Raw genomic sequence first — 19,723 nt, 5'->3', positions numbered from 1 at the left:
TATTTGTCAATGCTACAGTTTTTTCAACGAGTGGTTGCCTGCAACAAGAAACGGGACAATCATAGGGGCAAGAAATATCCGGCAGAGAGGAATGGCTGACCGGATTGAGGAGGAAACCGAACCGATTGGGCGCAGACATCTCTGCGTCATGGCTTTGGGTCATTTTCAGCCGAGACGATCAAGTCCGCGACGGTCCATCATACGATGATCCTGTGAGCGGCATTTCTTTGGGAGGAGAACAGAATGAAATTATTGGCAATTGCAACCGCTGCCCTGATGGCTGCAACCGTTATGCCCGCTGCAAGTGCAGGCATTTCGGACGGCAAAGTCAAGATCGGTATCCTGAACGATCAATCCGGTGTCTACGCGGATTTCGGCGGAAAGTGGTCGTTCGAAGCGGCGAAGATGGCCGCCGAAGATTTTGGCGGCAAGGTTCTCGACGCGCCGATCGAGGTCATCACCGCCGACCATCAGAACAAGCCGGACATTGCCTCCAATATCGCCCGCCAGTGGTATGACACGGAGCAGGTCGATGCAATCATGGAATTGACCACCTCGTCCGTCGCGCTCGCCGTGCAGGGCATCTCCAAGGAAAAGAAGAAGATCGATCTCGTGACCGGTGCGGCCACGGCCGAACTGACCGGCAAGCAGTGCTCGCCCTATGGTTTCCATTGGGCCTATGACACCCACGCTCTCGCTGTCGGCACCGGCGGTGCACTCGTCAAACAGGGTGGCGACACGTGGTTCTTCCTCACTGCCGATTACGCCTTCGGCTACTCCCTGGAAGAACAGACGACCAAATATGTGACGTCGAAGGGCGGTAAAGTGGTCGGCTCCGTGCGTCATCCGCTGGCGACAGCCGACTATTCCTCCTTCCTGCTGCAGGCGCAGTCATCCGGTGCCAAGGTGATCGGTCTGGCCAATGCCGGTCTTGACACCGCCAATGCCATCAAGCAGGCCGCTGAATTCGGCATCGTATCGGGCGGCCAGCGCCTGGCAGCGCTGCTCTTCACCCTGGCGGAAGTGCACGGCCTCGGCCTTGAAGCAGCCCAGGGTCTGACCCTGACGGAAAGCTTCTACTGGGATCGCGACGACCAGTCCCGTGAGTTCGGCCGCAAATTCTTCAAGCGCACCGGCCGCATGCCGAACATGATCCAGGCCGCGACCTATTCCGGGGTCATGCAGTATCTGAAAGCCATTCAGAAAGCCGGCACCGATGACACGGAAAAAGTTGCCGCTGCCATGCATGAAATGCCTGTCGATGACGTCTTCGGGCGCGGCGCCAAGGTCGGTGCCAATGGCCGCCTGATCAGCGATGTCTATCTGATGGAAGTCAAGAAGCCATCGGAAAGCAAGGAACCATGGGACTATTACAAGGTTCTGGCTACGGTTCCGGGCGATGAGGCCTATATAAAGCCAGCCGAAAGCGGCTGCGATCTGGCCAAGTAGTCCGGATGACAGCTTCGTTGAGCAGTACGGCATTCGGGGGAGGTCATGCCTCTCCCGGCAGCGCCGGTAACGCCGGATCCCGGGTGGTTCTCTCCGCCCGCGGCCTGCGCCGGGATTTTGGCGGTTTCATCGCCGTCAATAATGTGGATCTGGATATCCATCACGCAAAAGTCCACGCACTGATCGGCCCCAACGGCGCGGGAAAGACCACGGTTTTCAATCTCCTGACCAAGTTTCTGCAGCCGTCGAGCGGCACGATCACCCTGCTCGATCAGGACATCACCAGAACCGACCCGGCGAAAGTCGCCCGTATGGGGCTGGTTCGCTCGTTCCAGATTTCTGCGGTTTTCCCGCATCTGACCGTTCTCGACAATGTGCGCGTGGCCCTGCAACGCCCGGCCGGCCTGTCGACGCAGTTCTGGCTGCCGACCAGCGCGCTCAACCGGCTGAATGATCGGGCCATGGAACTGATTACAGCCGTTGGATTGCACGACGCCCACAACAAACTGGCCGCTGACCTCTCCTATGGCCGCAAGCGCGTGCTGGAGATCGCAACGACGCTGGCGCTCGATCCCAAGGTCCTGCTTCTGGATGAACCCATGGCGGGCATGGGCCACGAGGACGTGCACATCGTTGCCGAGATCATTCGCGAGGTAGCCCGCGACCGGGCAATCCTGATGGTCGAACACAATCTGAAGGTCGTTGCCGATCTTTGCGACCAGGTCACCGTCCTGCAGCGCGGCGAGATTCTCATCTCCGGCGACTACCAGACGGTCAGCCAGGATGAACGGGTGCGCGTTGCCTATATGGGGACCGAACATGAGTGATGCCAAACCCCTCCTCGCCGTCCGCGATCTCCATGCCTGGTATGGCGAAGGCCACGCGCTGCATGGCGTCAATCTCGATATTCACGAGGGTGAAACCGTTACCCTGCTCGGCCGCAACGGCGTCGGCAAGACCACGACCCTGCGCTCGATCATGGGCATTATCCGCAAGCGCACTGGCAGCATCGCCTTTGACGGCAGGGATATGATGCGCGTGCCCCTGCACCGCACGGCCCATGCCGGCATCGGCTTTGTGCCGGAAGAGCGCGGCATCTTCGCGACACTCTCGGTCGATGAGAATCTCAACCTGCCCCCCATCGTTGCCAAGGGCGGCATGTCGATACCGGAGATTTATGATCTTTTTCCCAATCTGAAAGAGCGGCGCAACAGCCCCGGAACCAAACTTTCCGGCGGCGAGCAGCAGATGCTGGCCATTGCCCGCATCCTGCGCACGGGGGTCAAACTGCTGCTGCTTGACGAGCCGACCGAAGGCCTTGCCCCGGTCATCGTGCAGCGCATCGGCGAAGTGCTGGTGACGCTGAAGCAGCGCGGCATGACCATTCTGCTGGTCGAGCAGAATTTCCGTTTCGCCAGCAAGGTCGCGGATCGCTTCTACGTGGTGGATCACGGCAAGATCATCGATAATTTCCACGTCCGGGAACTGCCGGAACGCATGTCCATGCTCAACGAAGCGCTGGGAGTCTGACCCATGACCATGATCTTCGGCGTTCCCCTGCAGGCCTTCCTCGGACAATTGCTGATCGGCCTCATCAACGGTTCCTTCTACGCCATGCTCAGCCTTGGCCTCGCGATCATCTTCGGCCTCTTGCGCGTGATTAATTTCGCCCATGGCGCGCAATATATGCTGGGCGCCTTTGTCGGCTATCTGCTGCTTGCCCAGCTCGGCATCGGCTATTGGCCCGCCTTGATCCTTGCACCCGTCATCGTCGGCGTCGCCGGTGCGATCGTTGAACGCGTCGCACTCTCGCGTCTCTATAATCTCGATCATCTCTATGGCCTGCTCTTCACCTTCGGGCTTGCGCTGGTGATCGAAGGGACCTTCCGCTATTACTACGGTGCGGCGGGACAACCCTATGCGGTGCCCGCCGCTCTCACCGGCAGCTATAATCTCGGCTTCATGGTCCTGCCGAAATACCGTGCCTGGGTGGTGCTGGCCTCCCTTGCCATCTGTCTTGCCACCTGGCTTCTGATCGAGAAAACCCGGTTGGGTTCCTATCTGCGCGCGGCGACGGAAAATCCGACGCTTGTTAGGGCCTTCGGCATCAACGTGCCGATCTTGCTGACCTTTACCTATGGCCTCGGCGCCGCGCTTGCCGGGCTTGCGGGCATCATGGCGGCACCGATCTATCAGGTGAGCCCGCTCATGGGCACCAACCTGATCATTGTCGTCTTCGCCGTGGTCGTTGTCGGCGGCATGGGGTCCATTCTCGGCGCCATCGTCACCGGCTACATGCTCGGTATTTTCGAGGGCCTGACCAAGGTGTTTTACCCCGAGGCCTCCAATATCGTGATCTTCGTCATCATGGCGATCGTTCTGCTTGTCCGTCCGGCAGGCCTGTTCGGAAAGGAGGTCTGACATGACCGATACGACAGTTTCCCCAGGCCAGAAAAGCAGGTTTCTCAATCTTGAAATGCTGCTGATCCTCATCGGCGTCGCGGCGCTCATTCTCGCGCCCTTCCATTTCTACCCGGTCTTCCTGATGAAAGTGCTGTGTTTCGGGCTGTTCGCCTGCGCCTTCAATCTGCTTCTCGGCTATACCGGCATACTCTCTTTCGGCCATGCGGCATTCTTTGGCGGAGCCGCCTATTTTACCGCCCATTCCGTCAAGGAATGGGGCTTTCCGCCGGAACTCGGCATCCTGCTCGGCGTCTTCGGCGCAACGATCCTTGGACTGATCATCGGTTTCTTTGCCATCCGGCGTCAGGGTATCTATTCGACGATGATCACCCTCGCCCTGTCGCAGATGTTCTTCTTCTTCTGCCTGCAGGCATCCTTCACCAAGGGCGAAGACGGCATTCAGGGTGTGCCGCGCGGCAAGCTCCTCGGCTTCATCGATCTGAATGATCCACTCAACATGTATTTCTTCGTGCTGGCCGTGTTCCTCATCGGTGTGTTTATCATCTGGCGCATCATCAATTCGCCCTTCGGCATGATCCTCAAATCCGTACGGGAAAACGAGAACCGCGCCATTTCGCTCGGTTATTCCGTTGCCCGCTACAAGCTTGCGGCCTTCGTCATGTCGGCAGCGCTCACCGGCCTTGCCGGCGGCTTGAAGGCGATTGTCTTTCAGTTTGCAACGCTGACCGATGTCAGCTGGCAGATGTCCGGCGAGGTCGTGCTCATGACCCTGCTTGGCGGTATCGGCACACTGGTCGGCCCGATCGTCGGGGCCGGATTCATCACGGCGCTGGAAAACTATCTCGCCACGTCGGAATTTCCGGTCACGGTGATCACCGGCATCATTTTCATGGTCTGCGTCCTCGTCTTCCGCCGCGGCATTATCGGCGAGCTCTACGCCTCGCGGTTCGGCAAGAAACTCGAGAGCAGCTCCGGGCACTGACATGACAGCCAGCTATGACTACATCATCGTCGGGGCAGGCACGGCGGGCTGCACCTTGGCCAACAGGCTGTCGGAAGACCGGAACGTGTCCGTCCTCCTGCTTGAGGCGGGCGGCAAGGACAATTACCCCTGGATCCACATTCCGGTGGGCTATCTCTACTGCATCTCCAATCCGCGGACGGACTGGTGCTTTTCGACCGAGGCTGAACCTGGCCTCAACGGCCGCGTCCTCAACTACCCGCGCGGCAAGGTGCTTGGCGGTTGCTCGTCGATCAACGGCATGATCTATATGCGCGGGCAGGCGCGCGATTACGATCTGTGGCGGCAGGATGGCTGTGCCGGATGGGGCTGGGACGATGTCCTGCCCTATTTCCGCAAGTCGGAAGATTACTATCTCGGCAGCGACGAATTTCACGGATCGGGCGGCGAATGGCGCGTGGAGGAAGCGCGCCTGCACTGGGATATTCTCGATGCGTTCAGGGATGCTGCCGAAGCGGCGGGGATCCCGCGCACCGACGATTTCAATCGCGGCGACAATGAAGGCAGCTCCTATTTCAAGGTCAACCAGAAACGCGGCATCCGCTGGAACACGGCAAAGGCGTTTCTTCGCCCGGCAATGAAGCGGGCGAACCTGACGGTCGAAACCGGCACCCATGTCCGCAAGCTCGTTGTCGACGGCCTGACGGCCAGGGGTGTCGAAATCGAACAGGCGGGAACCATCCGCACGATCCACTGCCGCCGCGAGGTGATCCTGGCGGCAGGCGCCGTCGGCTCGCCGCAGATTCTTGAATTGTCCGGCATCGGCCGCGGCGATGTCATGCAGAACGCCGGAATCACTCCGGTTCTTGAACGGCGCTCGGTCGGTGAAAACCTGCAGGATCACCTGCAACTGCGCTGCGCCTATAAGGTGACGGGCATTGCGACACTCAACGAAAAGGCCAACCGCCTTTTGGGCAAGGCATCGATTGCACTGGAATACCTCATCAACCAGTCCGGCCCCATGTCGATGGCACCGAGCCAGCTGGGGGTGTTTACCCGTTCCGACCCGTCTTTTGCGACGGCGAACCTGCAGTATCACGTGCAACCGCTATCCCTGGAAAAGTTCGGCGAAAACGTCCACCCCTTCCCCGCCTTTACCGCCAGCGTCTGCAATCTGCGGCCGGAAAGCCGCGGTTCCGTTCACATCAAATCACCGGATTACCGGGCCCATCCGGCCATCCGGCCGAATTACCTGACGACGGACAGCGACCGCCGTGTCGCGGCGGATTCAATCCGCATCACCCGCAACATCGTGGCGCAAAAGCCGCTGCAGCGCTACAGGCCGGAAGAATTCAAGCCGGGACCGCATTATCAGAGCGAGGCGGAGCTGATCGAGGCGGCAGGCGCAATCGGCACGACGATCTTTCATCCCGTCGGCACCTGCCGCATGGGCGCCGATCAGGAGTCGGTGGTCGATCCTCAGCTGCGCGTGCGTGGGATCGCGCAGTTGCGCATCGCCGATGCTTCGATCATGCCGACGATCACCTCAGGCAACACCAACGCGCCGACGATCATGATTGCGGAAAAGGCGGCGGAAATGATCGCCCGCGCCTGAAAGCCGATCTGCTTGAACCGCTGTGATCTCTTTGCTATCATTGAGATCAATGGAGGTACGCATGGCCGGAAACCTGCACGTAAGAAATCTCGATGATGATCTCATTGTAAAACTCAAGTTGCGCGCGGCGCGCCACGGTCGCTCGGCGGAAGCGGAACACCGCGAAATTCTGCGCCAGGCTTTGGCGACCGAGATCGAGCCTTCCTTTGATGATCTTGCCGCCCAGTTGCGCAAACTGACGATGAACCGGAAGCAAACGCCTTCGGAAGAACTGCTCCGCGAAGGACGCGACGAGCGTTGATGGAAACCCTTATCATCGATGCCAGCGTCGCCATCAAATGGGTCATTGAAGAGGAAGGCACGGAGCAGGCGCTCAGATTGCGCGGCCGCTATCATTTCGCGGCGCCTGACCTTCTCGTCGCCGAATGCGCCAACATTCTGTGGAAGAAAGTGCAGCGGAACGAGCTGATGCTGGAAGAGGCCCAACTGGCCAGCCGGCTGCTGCAACAGGCAGACATTGAACTGATCAGCATGCGCGGGCTTCTGGAAGAGACGACAAGGCTGGCAATTCTGCTCGGCCACCCCGCCTATGACTGCATTTATCTTGCGCTCGCGAAACAACGGCAGTGCCTGTTTGTCACTGCAGATGAAAGACTACTTCGCATCGTCCAGCAGAAGGCAGTGGGCACAACCTTCCCGCGATGCATGACGCCCCTTCAGGTTAGTGAGCGCACCTGAATTCATCGTCATTCTCAGGATCATTGAATGGAAATGGGGATGGACAGGGATTGACTCCCGCCCTGAAAATCATCCGGCGCCGAGGGGACGGGCGATGCACGGCGGACCAGATCGAGGACATACTGGTCAAGCCCCGGATTTCCAGAACTGCCGACGATCCTCGAAGCAATGATATTGCCATCGCGCGTGACCGTAAACGCCACACTCGCCCTACCGGAACCATGACCGCCGCCACGGGCACGGCGGGAATAACGTGCCAGATAGGAGTTGATCTTGTCTTTCCAGCTGCGGGCAGCACTGGCAGAACTGGCCCGCGACACGCTTGGCTGCTGCCTGGCTTCCACAACGGTATCGCTTTTCACGTCCGTGACCTGTGTCTTCACCGGCTTGCGAACGACCTTCTTCGGCATATCCTTTTTGGGCACATCCGGCTTTTTCTGTTCGGGACGCACAATGGGCAACGGGACTTCCGCCTTTGGCAGTTCAACCGTTTTTTCCGGCTGCGGCTCCTCCGGGACTATCTGCTCTTCCAGCACTGGCTGTTCGACAGGCTGCGGCTCAGGCTCGGGTTCGACTGGCTTTTCCGGCGGCATGTCGGGCGCCTTGGCCTCCTGCTGGACAGGCTCCGGTCTGATCTTCTCCGGTTCGACCGGCGGCAGCTCGGCAACGGCTTCCGGGATCACGGGAGCCGGCAGCGGCTCCATATCGATCATCACAGCGGCAGCAATATCTCCCGCCGCCGCTTCCGGCTGGTACCGATATCCGTACCATCCCGCACCGGCATGCAAGCCGGCCATTACAATGCCGGCGGCAGACCACAGGCCTATTTCGCGCCAGTTCAGCTGAAACCGTCCCACCCCGCGTGCTGTCGGCTCGCCCGACATCACTGCGCACTTCCAACGGGCACCGACGGGGCGCTTTCGAGCCCGACGAGGGCGATCTTGAGATAACCGTTGTCACGCAACGTGTTCATCAAATCCATCAGCGCGCCATAGTCCACGGCCCGGTCGGCACGCAGGAACACGCGCGTTTCCTTGTCGCCCTGCGTCTTCTGATCGAGGAAGGCGCCCAGCGTTTCCTTCGTCACCGTGTCATTGACGATCGCAATGGTATGATCGTCCTTCAGCGTGAGATAGAGCGGCTGGTCGGGCCGGGTGGCGGGCGCTGCCGTCGACGCCGGCAGGTCGACATTGATATCGACGGTGGCGAGCGGTGCGGCCACCATGAAAATAATCAGCAGAACCAGCATGACATCGATGAAGGGCGTCACGTTGATTTCGTGGTTTTCCTGCAAGTCGTCATCGGAAACATTGTGCCTGATACCGCCGGCCATGATCCGTACCCCCTATTCTGCCGCTGCGGCGCGGGGCTGATGCACCGGCGGCATCAGGGCGAAATCCACGTCGCGGCTGACAAGCCGCTCAACACCCGCCGAGGCGTCGGCCAACAACTGGCGATAGCCGGTGATGGACCGGGCAAACACATTGTAGATGACGACTGCAGGGATCGCGGCGACAAGACCGATGGCGGTAGCAAGCAAGGCTTCGGCGATACCCGGCGCGACAATGGCAAGATTTGTCGTCTGCGATTCCGAAATGCCGATGAAGGAATTCATGATGCCCCATACCGTGCCGAAGAGACCGACGAAGGGCGCCGTTGAGCCGATGGTCGCGAGCACGCCCGTGCCCCGGCTCATGCGGCGGCCGGCCTGAGCCTCGATGCGCGACAAGCGGGAGGAAACACGTTCCTTCAAGCCGTCAGCACCCGCATAACTCTGCGCTTCCTGCGACAGGCGCACTTCCTCGCGTGCGGCATTGACCAGTTGGGCTCCCGGTCCGCCGCGGCCTTCCAGTGCCTTTTCGGCATCGCGCAGGGTGCGCGCACTGCCGATGGCATTCAGCGCGCGATAGGCGCGGACCCTGGCGCCGGCCAGTTCCAGCGTCTTGGCCAGCCAGACAGTCCAGGTCACGAGCGACGCGAAGGCCAGTCCGATCATCACCCCCTTCACCACCCAGTCCGCCGCCATGAACATACCCCAGGGAGACAGATTGTGCGGGAGGGTTGCCTTGGTGACGGCAGCCGGTGCGGTCGACGCCGGAGCGGCCTGGAGAATGGGCGCAGGCGCCGCTTGAGGTGCCGGGGTGGCTTCAACCGGGCTTTGCTGGATGGCCTGAGGCTGCGCCGCCTGCGGCGCGCCTTCTTGCGCGATCACTGGAGAAGCCAGCAACAACAGGACCGGAAGGACGACCGCCCCTGCCCTGATACGCCCTGAAACATTCCGTTTCACTGGAAATCCGCCTGTGTTTTTGCGCATGACTTTTATCTTTCGCTCCTTCCGCCATCTCAGCCATCGGGCCGGCAAACTCCGCCGGCTCTCAGCGGGTCCGATGCGTGGCGTTTGATCTGGTGCAGCGGCTGTAATATTGTTGAGTATAATAATCAACTATTAACTTCTGCAACCCCGAGTTTTAGGACAATGTCATTTCGGGGGCATTTCGGGCGCCTCAATCGTCCCGTCTGGCATTGTCGCCGTCAAAACCGCGCCGCCAGTAGGCCACAACGAGATGTTTGGAGCGCTCGTGTTTTCGCTCCTTGCGCAGATGCGCCCGGATTTGCTTGAAATCAGTGAATTCGCAACCGGCCCAGACAAATGTGTCGGGCGAAATGACGGAGGAATCGAGACCTTCAACGATCCCGGCGAGCCGGCCGGTCGTCCCGGCGGGTGCGCCATCGCGATACACCCAGCGAACATCGACTGTTGCTGCGGATTGCAGGGGCTGCCTGTCAGCGGGGCTGTCGATTTCAAGAATGACGGTTGCCTCGGCCCCCGCAGGCAGCGTTTCCAGAATCCGGCCAATTGCAGGCAGGGCCGTTTCGTCGCCGACCAGGAGATATCGCCCCGCGTCTTCCACGCTGCCGCCGCCGGGGCCTGTCATTCCGACAATGCCGCCCGGTTTGGCATTCAATGCCCATGTTGATCCCGGCGTATCGTTGCCGGGATGAACGACCATGTCGATATCGACTTCGCCGCGCTCAATGTCGATGGTACGGATAGTATAGACGCGGGCGATCAGCGCATCGTCCCCCTCCGGCCAGACCGGACGGCCATCGCGCCCCATGGTCGGCCAAACCGGTTTCCGGCCTTCCGGCGCGAACAGCAGCCGGATATGCAGGCCGCCAATCGCAAACCGGGCAAGATTAGCACCGCGCAAGCGGATGCGCCGCATATGGGGCGTGAGATCGCGGGCACTCACCACCCGCATTTCGCGAAAGTAAGGCAGTTCGGTGCCGGCCAGACCATCGCCCACCCATGACAGTTGCGGCTTCTCCGCGCCGGCGAAGCCCAGAAGGCTGTCAGCCAGCACCATGCGGACATAGGCCAGCGATGTTTCATCATCGGCCTCGACATCGAGAGACAAGATATCGCCGGCAATTGTCAGATGCGCCTTGCCATAGGGCGTCTCGATGCGCCCCTCCGCGTCATCCCTTTCGACGCGCGCATGCTCGGAAAAGACGTTGCAGAGCTTGTCCAGCATGTCCTGCGGCGCCTGAAGTTTAACCGTAGCGGAGCTGCTCAGAACGGTCGGCATGGCAGACATGGGTATTCTCCTGGCATTGCGCGTCCGCTGTCCATCCATTGCGGATGATCATGCGGGGCCGCCGGGACCATATTAAAAGATGAATAATTGAGTCAAGTATTAAGACAAAAATTTCCGCCTGCCCGGAAGCGAGCCTGCCAGCCCCCTTCACAGGTCGTCAGACGATACCCCAGGCACGATAGCGGCCCCGCCCGGTCATCTCCCGCACGCCCAATTCGGCAATGAGATTGAGCGCGCCCCGCGGCGTCACTTTCAGCTCCTTGGCAATCAGCGCCGTTGAAACCATCGGCCGCGACAGAATGAGATCGATCATGCCGGGCAGGCTGGAGGTCGAGCGGCGGTCCTTCAGCTTGCGTTCCATCTGGACGCGGGCGAGGCTCAACCGGTCGATCTCCTTCAGACTGGCAATGGCCGATGATTGCGCAGCTTCCAGAAAGGCGGTGAGCCGCGTGTTGCGGTCACGGGCGCGGCGGCGATCGCGTGGTATCGCGCGCAACCCCGCATTGAGGACCGCCAGATGCGCCCGCGTCTTCATGCGCTCACGCAACATGGAGGCCACCAGCATGGGGCCAAGCCAATGCTGGTGCTGCAATGGTTCGATTTCCTCCCACGCATCCCAGAGCAGAGCCGCAGCCAGCATCGGCGGCAGATCGCGGGTGCGATCCATGACCACGAACCATTCCTCCATCCTGCCGTCTTCATCCCAGTCCGGATCGTAAATCAGAGAATCTCCATCCGGCGTCAGATGACCGGGAGAGATTGCTTCCGCTCTGGCCGGTGCAGTGTCACGCGTTTCCTTGGGCTGCTTCAGCAGGCGTTCCGAACGGTCGAGCAGCGCATCCAGCCTTGCCAGTTCTTCCTCGAAAGCACTTTCCGCTTCTGACCCCGGCTCGGAGGCAGCCTCGATGTCGAACCCGCGCACCGGTTCGCTGATAATCGGCGCGAGAAGCGCATCGCTACCCCAGCGCCCGCGCAGGCTGGCAATGCCCTTCGGGCTCAGTGCCCATTGCGCCGGACTGGAGGCGATCTGACGCCGGGTTCGCAGAATTGCGTGCGCCCGGGTCAATTCATGGGTTGGCGTCCTGATATCCATGCGGGCGTCATGCAGGACAAGGTCCTCCACATGAACAAGTTCGCCCGCCAGCCACAGCGCGTTGCAGGCTTCCATGAAATGCGACCGGGCAATCCAGCCTTCGTTTTCGCGCAACAAGCCGTCTTTGGACTGGCGGCTGCCCAGCGCACCGAAATCGCCCTTGCGGGCCACCCGTTCGTCCAGCCGCGCCAAAGCGTCTTCGGCGGCGACAACCGGGCGAAGCAGGTCTTTCAGGGAATAGTTCGTAGAATCATAAGCCATTGAAATCATGATAGGGGAATAGTGAAAGTGAAGCTATTGCCCAAGATGGAAAACGGCGTTCATCCATCCGGATATCAAAGAATACCGAAGCGGAAGGCGCCCTTTTTATCCGCGCCCGACCGGGCGCGGGCGCCGAGGACCAGAGAGGGATGGTCCTCGATCATGACGGCGATCAGCCGCAGCGACGCCGCGGCCTGCAGCGCCAGGGGCCGCGCCGACATCCCGGGAATGCCCGCTGCCATTGACCGGGCGGATGCGACATAGCCTGCGACGGCTCCGGTATCCTGCGTCTGCAGACTTATCATTTTCGCCAATTGCGCGAGGTTTTCCGAAACGCGATCGGCAATATCGTTCTCCAGTCGCCCCCATGACAACAGCCGCCGCAACCGGATGATTTCCGCCCCGAGGGTGACCGATGACAGGGCGTCGTCCAGCAGGGTTTCCCCCGCCTCCCGCATGGTCCTGAGAATCGGCATCAACTGGTTGATGCGGTCATAGGCAAGGCTGTTGAATGCGGACGGGCTCGGAACCCGGTCACGCAGACAGAGGCGGACAATATCCGTTCGCAACGCGCCCATCATCCGGTTCACCGTCACCTGCGGCCGCTTCGGCAGAACAACAATGAAGACGAGAAGTCCGATGAGGATGCCGACCAGAACCGACAGTGAGGTTTCCATGAAAACATGCGGTTCAAACACCATCGCCTCATGCGGTTTGAGGAAGACGATGAAATTGATGGCGAAAGCGGTTGCCGGCCCGACATGGCGCGGATCTACCATCAGCAGCGCCGCCGGTACGAGGATGGGAACGATGAAAAGGGCAAACCAGAACAGACCGGGGAAAGACGGCAGGATCAACTGTCCCAAAACAAAGGCAAACGGAACGGCGTACAACGTGCCCTTGAAAAATCCCCAGCTCGTCTGCAGCGGGTTGGGCATCGACGCGAACAGGCTGCACACCACTGCGACGATAATCGCCGCCGCTGCCGCATCCGCATGCCGGCTTTCCATCCAGTAGGCCGTCATCAGAGTTGTCGCGGCAACAGCGCGAACCGCATTCACCAGCGCCGTGCTGTGATCGCGGTAGACCGGCAATGCCGGCGGCTTCCTGCTGCCAGCCATATATTGCGAGCGGCTGCGCAGCGCCGAAAGACCGTTCAACGTCGCCTTGAGCCCGTCGAGAAACTCACCCAGCAGCGTCAAACGGGCCATCATGCCGATGCTGTCATCGCCCCACGGCCTGCCTTTCAGCTCCGCTATTTCGGCTGCGATGATATCAACCCTGCCAAGCCACGGCTCAACGGCGTCAACCTTGAAGTCGCGCGCCATGTCATCCAGCAATACCCCGAGTTTGTCACGCAGGCTGCTCCATGTCCCGTCGGACGAGGCCCGATGCGCGACGAGGATGTTCACAATCGACAGGCATGACATGAGATGCCCCACTGTATGGCGGGAATGGCGGCCATGCGTGACAAGGCTGGGGGCTTCCAGCCGGGCGTGAGCCCGCATGGCGGCAAGCGCCTGCGTGTCCGCGATCAGCTTCCTGTGCGCGGCCTTCAGGTGCCCGGCATCGCGTCCGGCAATCGCATCGCTGGTATAGCGCGCCAGATCGGCGATGCAGTTTTCCAGGCCTTCCACCAGCGCCGTCCGCGCAAGCTGCGGTCGAAAAAAGCGGCTGGCCACACCGGCACAGACGATGCCGAGCATAATCTCGGTGCAGCGCGCATAGGCAAATTCGGCCAGGAGATGCGGATGGCCAAACGCCGGGAGTGCGATAATGACGGCGGTATAGCCCGCAAGAGCCGCACCGTAGGATTCCGGGTTCCGCAACATCGAGGCCGCGTAGGTGCACAATGCCACCCAAAGGGCTATCGATGCCACAAACAGCCAGCGCATATCACCTGTCGCGGCGGTGATGGCCATCGCCGCCAAAGCCCCGATCAGTGTTCCGGCCAGACGAAACAATCCCTTGCTGATGACCATGCCGGCAATCGGTTGCGACACGATAAAGACAGTCATCATTGCCCATTGCGGCTGCTGCAGGTTCAACGCAAAGGCTGCCGTGAGGGCAAAGAGCGCCGCGACATTCGTTCTCAGCGCAAATACCCAGGCCGTCCGGCCGGGCCATGCGGGATGTTGCATGATGGTGTGGATGGATTGAAACATGGCGTCCGATCTGGCAGCTCCCCGCCCTCAATATATTTCACAGGCAGGCGGCACAACGGAAAGACGCTGCGTGGCCGTGCGTCTTCTTGCCACCTCGGCTTCATCCCGACCTTTGCCGTGCAACAACGCCTTCAATGGTCCCATTGTGTCACAAACGTGACATCCAACGGGCGCATGATCGCATGGCGACCATCACCCTAACGAGGACCATTTTATGCGTAGATTGCTCAGTCTGCTGACAGCGTTTGCTTTTGTCGGCCTTACCGCCGCCTATGCCGGCGAGGTCAAGCCTTTCAGCGATAGTAAGGAAATCGACCTCCTGACCATTTTGCCTCCGCCTCCCGCCAATGATTCGGCACAGACCAAGGCAGAAATCGGCGAAGTTCTTACCTTGCAAGTGACGCGGACACCGGAGATGGTTGCCCGCGCCCAGGCCGATGCCGAAGAAAATGTCTGGCGTTTCGCCGACGTTCTGGGTCCGGATTTCAACAAGGACAAACTGCCGAAGCTTGCTGCCTTTTTCGACCGGGTTGTTGAAACCGAAGGCGCTGTCGTTGATCCGGCAAAGGACGTCTTCAAGCGCCCGCGCCCGCATCAGCTGAGCGAACTCGTCAAGCCTGCCGTCAAGCCTTCCAATTCCGGTGCCTGGCCGTCCGGTCACACAACCGTTGGCACGCTGATGGGCATTGTTCTGTCCAACATGGTCCCGGAAAAGAAAGCGGAAATCATGGCCCGTGCCTGGGAATACGGCAATAACCGCATCGTCGGCGGCATTCACTACCGTTCCGACGTGGAAATGGGCCGCATTTCCGGCAGCGTCATTGCCGCGACAATCATGAAGCATGATGACTTCAAGGCCGAATACGAGCCTGCGAAGGCAGAGCTGCGCGCTGCCTTGGGTCTCGGCGGCGCCTGATAGCATCTGCGCCAGCCATTTCCCCGACAATGCCCGCCATGCGTGTTCTTCGCGCATGGCGGGTTAACCATCTACGACTTTAGTCGTACGTACGAGCCTGACCTTCGCCCGATGCACCAACAATGGAACAGGGGTACTTTCCGGCCCAACGCTTCACGAAAGCGTGATAACTGGAAGAGACAGCTATGTTCAGACCAAACCAGACGTGGCTCGCACCGCAGGTTGAACCCGATGTTCCTGGCCACGCATCAGCGACGGCCGCATGATCATGCGTTATCAGATACAGTTGCTTTCCATTGAATATTTTGCCCTGTCGCTTCTGCTTGGCCTCGTGCTGATACCCCTTCTCTCGTCTGATTTCTGGAACGCTTTGCGCGACAGAGTGATGATCCTGTTGAATTTTGCAGGCGGATGGAGAAAAGGGACAGCCGCGCGACAGGATGAATCCGCCAATCAGACGGAATCAGCGTCAATGCGCACCCATCCGTCCTATCGATTGCCTGAGAGTCAACGCACAACGCCGAAGCCCCGCTACAAGAGCAAGGGTGGCATTCGCTCCGCCGAGTGGTATGGAACAAGGAACCGGCCAGTGAGACGTCGGCTTAAATAACCGGCGAGGAATGAAAACGTGAGTTTTTTGCATGCTCTTCGTTTGCGTGGTCTGTTCGTCAAACTGGTGCTGATGTTCATGATCGTCGGCTTCGGCGCGCTTTTCCTCGTCAGTATCCTCATGAGCCAGTTTTCCTCCGGCCGCTACGAGAGCAGCATCCGGGGCTTCTTCAATGGCCTCGATCAACAACAGCTGACCGCTCTGGCGTCAGGCACCGATCCGCGCGACAAGGAAGCCTGCACCGTTCTGGCCAGCAAGATATTCTGGAATGTGGTGCGATCCGGTGTCACGCGGGTATCCGATTTCGGCATCATGTTTTCGTTTTTTCATAGCGGCCGGATGCAGGTCCGGATCATTGATGATAACGGCGTGGTATGTGCCACCCAGCCGGACGCGACACCCCTGCTCGGCAAGGCGCTGAGCGCGGCGGTGCATGCCGAACAGCCGAATTTCATTCAAAGGGACAATGACGACTGGGCCATGGTCAAGCGGGTAGCACTGCCGCTGGCCAACAACACCCAGGCATTGATCGGGCTTCATTACTGGTCGCAATGGGAGCTTTACGACGAAGTGCTCGATGCCACCGTTTATGACTATATCCGCACGTTCATTCTGATCAATTCGATGGGGGCGAGTGTTGCAGCCCTGTTTGTCTGGCGGCTGTTCCGGCGAATCAAGCGGGCGACAAACGCCGCGGACCAATGGGCCGCAGGCGATCTGCGGGCCCGCATCAAGGACGGTTCAAGAGACGAATTCGGGCGCCTGATGCAACGCTTCAACAGCATGGCGGATGCAATATCCAAGAGCTTTGATACGCAGAAGGCGCTGGCCATATCGGTGGAACGCAACCGCATCGCGCGCGACCTGCATGACACCGCCAAGCAGCGCAGTTTTGTGCTTGGTCTGAAGCTCACCGAACTGGAATATGAGGCGCAGGGGCACGCGCCGCTGCTGCCGACGGTGGAATCGGCCCGGCGTCTGGCCGATCATTTGCAGCAGGACCTGGAAAACGTGGTTTCCGGCTTCAACCTGCCCGCGATTGCCGATTACGGCCTGTATGAAACATTGCTGCGCAGTGTCCGCGATCTGCTGGCGGGGTCAGGCGTACAATGGTCGATCAATTGGCCTGAAGGCGCCCGCTCCACTTTTGACGGCGTCCCGGAAATAGCCCAGGAATTGCTCATGATCACCCACGAAGCCGTGGCAAACGCCCTGCGCCATGCGCAGTGCCGCACCATTCGCATCGACTGCAAGCCCGGTGCCCGCTGGCACTGGAGCATTGCCGATGACGGCCAGGGTTTCGATATCGGCAAGGCTCCCTTTGGCATGGGATTGTCGAACATGCGCTGGCGTGCGAACACATTGCCGGGCGGCATTATAACAATCCAATCGGAATCAACCGGCACATCCATCGATGTGTCGTTCAAGCTACCCGTGGCGGGGCAATCATGAGCACAACAATAGTCATTGCCGATGATCATGCCGTGGTACGCGAAGGTATTCGCGGGCTGCTGCGCATCGATCCCGGTTTCACCGTCCTTGCGGAGGCCGAAAACGGCGAGACCGCCATCTTGATGGTGCGCGAACACCGCCCCGACGTTCTCCTGCTGGATCTGATGATGCCGGGAATGGGCGACGCTGCGGAAGCCATGATCGGCCTCATCCGCAAGGCGAGCCCCGAAACCCACATCATGATTTTGACATCCAGTGACGACGACCGGCTGGCTTTCAAGGCTATCGAGGCGGGGGCCCATTCGTTCCTGCTGAAATCCATGCGCGGCGAACATTTGATGAATGCGATTCATGCGGCCAGCAAGGGGACGCCGACACTGCACCCCCTCGTGGCGCAGCGCCTTCTCAATTCGATCCGCAACCCGCAGCCGCGCCAGTTCGAGGACCTCACGGCCCGCGAGCTTGAAGTTCTGCGCTGCCTGGCCGAAGGCGGCAGCAATGCAAGGATCGCCGCCCAGCTCAACATCACTGAAAAGACAGTGAAGGCTCATCTGGGAAGCATCATGTCAAAGCTGGACCTGACCGACCGCACCCAGGCGGTCGCCCTGGCCTGGCGCGCCGGCCTGATGAAGCAATAACCCCAACGGAAACCCTGCTCAGGCAGCGCCGGAGGTCCGGTCCGGATTGCGCCGCAAGGTGTTCATTTCCGCCCTTTCCCGCGCCATGTTGCTGACCGCCGCCCGCAGGGTCGGATGCCGCGACATGAAGACGTTGAAATCACGGCGATCAAGCACAAGAAACTCGCAGAAATCGATGGCGACGACATCCGCCGTGCGCCGTCCGCCGCTCAGCAGCGCCATTTCCCCAAAGAATGCTCCGGGCTCAAGCCGCACCGGTTCGCTGTCGAGCTGGACCTCCACCGCGCCCGACGCAATGAAATACATCCCATCGCCGCGATCGCCGATCCGGATGATCCGTTCGCCGGGGGATGCGGATTTGGGTTTGAACAGCAGCAGGAGTTCCTCCTGTGCGTGCTCATCCACTTGCGCAAACAACGGGAAAGTGTCGATCAGCTGCTGCATCTTGAGCTGGTGCTGCCGGTTGCGCTCCTCGTTGATCGCCCGGATATCGCCGAGTTCACGCGCCAGCGCTTCCTCCCGCCGTTTGCCGTAGCCGGCAAAAAACACCGGCCACCGGCGGTGGATGCTGTTCTCCACGCCCTCGGCGGCCAGAAACACCAGCGGATTGATGGTGATCGAGAGGATTGCGCCGGCCAGGATAATGTCCTGGCCTTCCCGTGGCAGCAGGCCGAGCGTCACACCGAGACCGGCGAGAATGAAGGAGAATTCACCGATCTGCGCCAGGCTGGCCGCAACCGTCAGGCCCATGCCCACGGGGAAACGCAGCAAAAGCACGATGCAGAAGGCAATCAGCGATTTGCCGAAAATAATCAGCGCGAGCGCACCCAGCACAGCCATGGGTTCGCGCAGCAGGATCGACGGGTCGAACAGCATGCCCACGGAAATGAAAAACAGCACCGAGAATGCATTCTGCAGCGGCAGCGAGTCCGCCGCGGCCCTGTGACTGAGATTCGACTCACTCATCACGACGCCAGCAAAGAACGCGCCCAGCGCGAAGGACACGCCAAAGATCTCCGTCGCTCCGAACGCAATACCGAGCGCAATGGCAAGAACCGAGAGGGTGAACAACTCCTGCGATCCCGTCCGCGCCACCAGGGTCAGCAGCCACGGCACGACCTTCGGGCCCAGGAAGATCGCCATGACGGCGAAGGCCCCGACCTTGAGCAGGGTGATCGCAATGGTCAGCACCAGCGGCATTCCGCCCGCAGCGGCCTGTCCGGCCGCACCGCCGGCATGCGCACCCAGAATTTCTGCGAGGGCCGGCAGGAGCACCAGCGCCAGCACCATCGCCAGATCTTCCACGATGAGCCAGCCGACGGCGACGCGCCCATTGGCGGAGTTGACGAGATTGCGCTCTTCCAGCGCCTTCAGAAGCACGACCGTGCTGGCAACCGAAAGGCTCAGACCCAAAACCAGCCCGGCACCGATCCCCCATCCCCACAGCGAGGCGAGGCCGACACCAAGCGCGGTCGCCAACACGATCTGTGCAACCGCACCGGGCACGGCGATACCGCGGACAGCCAGCAATTCGGAGGCGGAGAAATGCAGGCCGACACCGAACATCAGAAGGATGACACCCATCTCGGCAAGCTGCGATGCAAGCGCAGCGTCGGCGATGAAGCCCGGTGTAATGGGCCCCATCAAAATTCCGGCGACGAGATAACCGACCAGCGGCGGCAGACGCAGACGATCCGCGAGATAACCGCACACGGCCGCAAAAACAAAACTGACAGCCACAGTGGCAATTAAGGAAACTTCGTGATGCACGTCCGCCCTTCGGTTTTTATGAATTCCCGCTC

Annotated in this window: 19 protein-coding genes; 12 read left to right on the top strand and 7 right to left on the bottom strand. The window is 60.3% G+C overall.

What is annotated here, in order from left to right; translation table 11 throughout:
• Positions 1-243: 243 nt before the first annotated feature.
• The 8 genes from ACP7B1_RS21495 (at position 244) to ACP7B1_RS21460 (ending at position 7,187) form a co-directional block, all read left to right on the top strand.
• Entirely contained in the window at positions 244-1,449 is a 1,206-nt protein-coding gene (locus ACP7B1_RS21495; RefSeq protein ID WP_346306042.1) for an ABC transporter substrate-binding protein, read from the top strand.
• Between the two features lie 83 nt (positions 1,450-1,532).
• Positions 1,533-2,276 carry an ABC transporter ATP-binding protein gene (locus ACP7B1_RS21490; protein ID WP_223614942.1) on the top strand — a complete coding sequence of 248 codons (744 nt, stop codon included), beginning with the start codon at positions 1,533-1,535 and terminating at the stop codon, positions 2,274-2,276.
• A complete protein-coding gene (locus ACP7B1_RS21485) occupies positions 2,269-2,979 on the top strand; it encodes an ABC transporter ATP-binding protein (RefSeq protein WP_223614847.1) in 711 nt (236 codons plus the stop codon). The genes ACP7B1_RS21490 and ACP7B1_RS21485 overlap by 8 nt, the downstream gene beginning before the upstream one ends.
• A gap of 3 nt (positions 2,980-2,982) precedes the next feature.
• Complete coding sequence (locus ACP7B1_RS21480) at positions 2,983-3,870, top strand: branched-chain amino acid ABC transporter permease (RefSeq protein WP_223614846.1); 888 nt, start codon at positions 2,983-2,985, stop codon at positions 3,868-3,870.
• A 55-nt stretch (positions 3,871-3,925) separates the two neighbouring features.
• On the top strand, positions 3,926-4,855 hold the full coding sequence (locus ACP7B1_RS21475) for a branched-chain amino acid ABC transporter permease (RefSeq protein WP_245421075.1): 930 nt from the start codon (positions 3,926-3,928) through the stop codon (positions 4,853-4,855).
• Position 4,856: 1 nt separating this feature from the next.
• Entirely contained in the window at positions 4,857-6,449 is a 1,593-nt protein-coding gene (locus tag ACP7B1_RS21470) for a GMC family oxidoreductase (protein WP_426137246.1), read from the top strand.
• A gap of 61 nt (positions 6,450-6,510) precedes the next feature.
• Positions 6,511-6,750: a FitA-like ribbon-helix-helix domain-containing protein gene (locus ACP7B1_RS21465; protein ID WP_346306038.1), complete on the top strand. Its 240-nt coding sequence runs from the start codon at positions 6,511-6,513 to the stop codon at positions 6,748-6,750.
• Positions 6,750-7,187 carry a type II toxin-antitoxin system VapC family toxin gene (locus ACP7B1_RS21460; RefSeq protein ID WP_426137245.1) on the top strand — a complete coding sequence of 146 codons (438 nt, stop codon included), beginning with the start codon at positions 6,750-6,752 and terminating at the stop codon, positions 7,185-7,187. Before ACP7B1_RS21465 ends, ACP7B1_RS21460 begins: the two co-directional genes overlap by 1 nt.
• Positions 7,188-7,207: 20 nt before the next feature.
• On the opposite strand, the gene ACP7B1_RS21455 is transcribed toward ACP7B1_RS21460, so the two are convergent.
• The 6 genes from ACP7B1_RS21455 to ACP7B1_RS21430 form a co-directional block, all read right to left on the bottom strand.
• The gene (locus ACP7B1_RS21455; RefSeq protein ID WP_346306050.1) at positions 7,208-8,071 is read right to left on the bottom strand and encodes an energy transducer TonB family protein; all 864 of its coding nucleotides are present in this window, start codon (positions 8,069-8,071) and stop codon (positions 7,208-7,210) included.
• Positions 8,071-8,520, bottom strand: a complete 450-nt coding sequence (gene exbD, locus ACP7B1_RS21450; RefSeq protein WP_346306036.1) for a TonB system transport protein ExbD — start codon at positions 8,518-8,520, stop codon at positions 8,071-8,073. Before exbD ends, ACP7B1_RS21455 begins: the two co-directional genes overlap by 1 nt.
• Before the next feature lie 12 nt (positions 8,521-8,532).
• Complete coding sequence (gene exbB / locus ACP7B1_RS21445) at positions 8,533-9,501, bottom strand: tonB-system energizer ExbB (RefSeq protein ID WP_426137244.1); 969 nt, start codon at positions 9,499-9,501, stop codon at positions 8,533-8,535.
• 190 nt (positions 9,502-9,691) lie between these two features.
• Entirely contained in the window at positions 9,692-10,786 is a 1,095-nt protein-coding gene (locus tag ACP7B1_RS21440; RefSeq protein WP_346306034.1) for a siderophore-interacting protein, read from the bottom strand.
• Between the two features lie 157 nt (positions 10,787-10,943).
• Positions 10,944-12,140 carry an RHE_PE00001 family protein gene (locus ACP7B1_RS21435; protein WP_346306033.1) on the bottom strand — a complete coding sequence of 399 codons (1,197 nt, stop codon included), beginning with the start codon at positions 12,138-12,140 and terminating at the stop codon, positions 10,944-10,946.
• A gap of 74 nt (positions 12,141-12,214) precedes the next feature.
• A complete protein-coding gene (locus ACP7B1_RS21430) occupies positions 12,215-14,305 on the bottom strand; it encodes an FUSC family protein (protein ID WP_426137243.1) in 2,091 nt (696 codons plus the stop codon).
• A 214-nt stretch (positions 14,306-14,519) separates the two neighbouring features.
• Here ACP7B1_RS21430 and ACP7B1_RS21425 point away from each other — a divergent pair, with 214 nt between their 5' ends.
• From ACP7B1_RS21425 to ACP7B1_RS21410, 4 genes are all read left to right on the top strand, one after another.
• On the top strand, positions 14,520-15,221 hold the full coding sequence (locus ACP7B1_RS21425) for an acid phosphatase (RefSeq protein ID WP_105733456.1): 702 nt from the start codon (positions 14,520-14,522) through the stop codon (positions 15,219-15,221).
• 262 nt (positions 15,222-15,483) lie between these two features.
• On the top strand, positions 15,484-15,831 hold the full coding sequence (locus ACP7B1_RS21420) for a hypothetical protein (RefSeq protein ID WP_346307300.1): 348 nt from the start codon (positions 15,484-15,486) through the stop codon (positions 15,829-15,831).
• Positions 15,832-15,849: 18 nt separating this feature from the next.
• A complete protein-coding gene (locus tag ACP7B1_RS21415) occupies positions 15,850-17,283 on the top strand; it encodes a HAMP domain-containing protein (RefSeq protein WP_346307299.1) in 1,434 nt (477 codons plus the stop codon).
• Positions 17,280-17,921: a response regulator transcription factor gene (locus ACP7B1_RS21410; protein WP_346307298.1), complete on the top strand. Its 642-nt coding sequence runs from the start codon at positions 17,280-17,282 to the stop codon at positions 17,919-17,921. Before ACP7B1_RS21415 ends, ACP7B1_RS21410 begins: the two co-directional genes overlap by 4 nt.
• 18 nt (positions 17,922-17,939) lie before the next feature.
• Here ACP7B1_RS21410 and ACP7B1_RS21405 read toward each other — a convergent pair whose 3' ends face one another.
• Positions 17,940-19,691 carry a cation:proton antiporter gene (locus tag ACP7B1_RS21405; RefSeq protein WP_346307297.1) on the bottom strand — a complete coding sequence of 584 codons (1,752 nt, stop codon included), beginning with the start codon at positions 19,689-19,691 and terminating at the stop codon, positions 17,940-17,942.
• Positions 19,692-19,723: the final 32 nt, after the last annotated feature.

The organism is Phyllobacterium sp. SL163, from assembly GCF_049896885.1.
Lineage (GTDB): Bacteria > Pseudomonadota > Alphaproteobacteria > Rhizobiales > Rhizobiaceae > Phyllobacterium > Phyllobacterium calauticae.
This window is presented reverse-complemented; position numbering and strand designations above follow the sequence as displayed.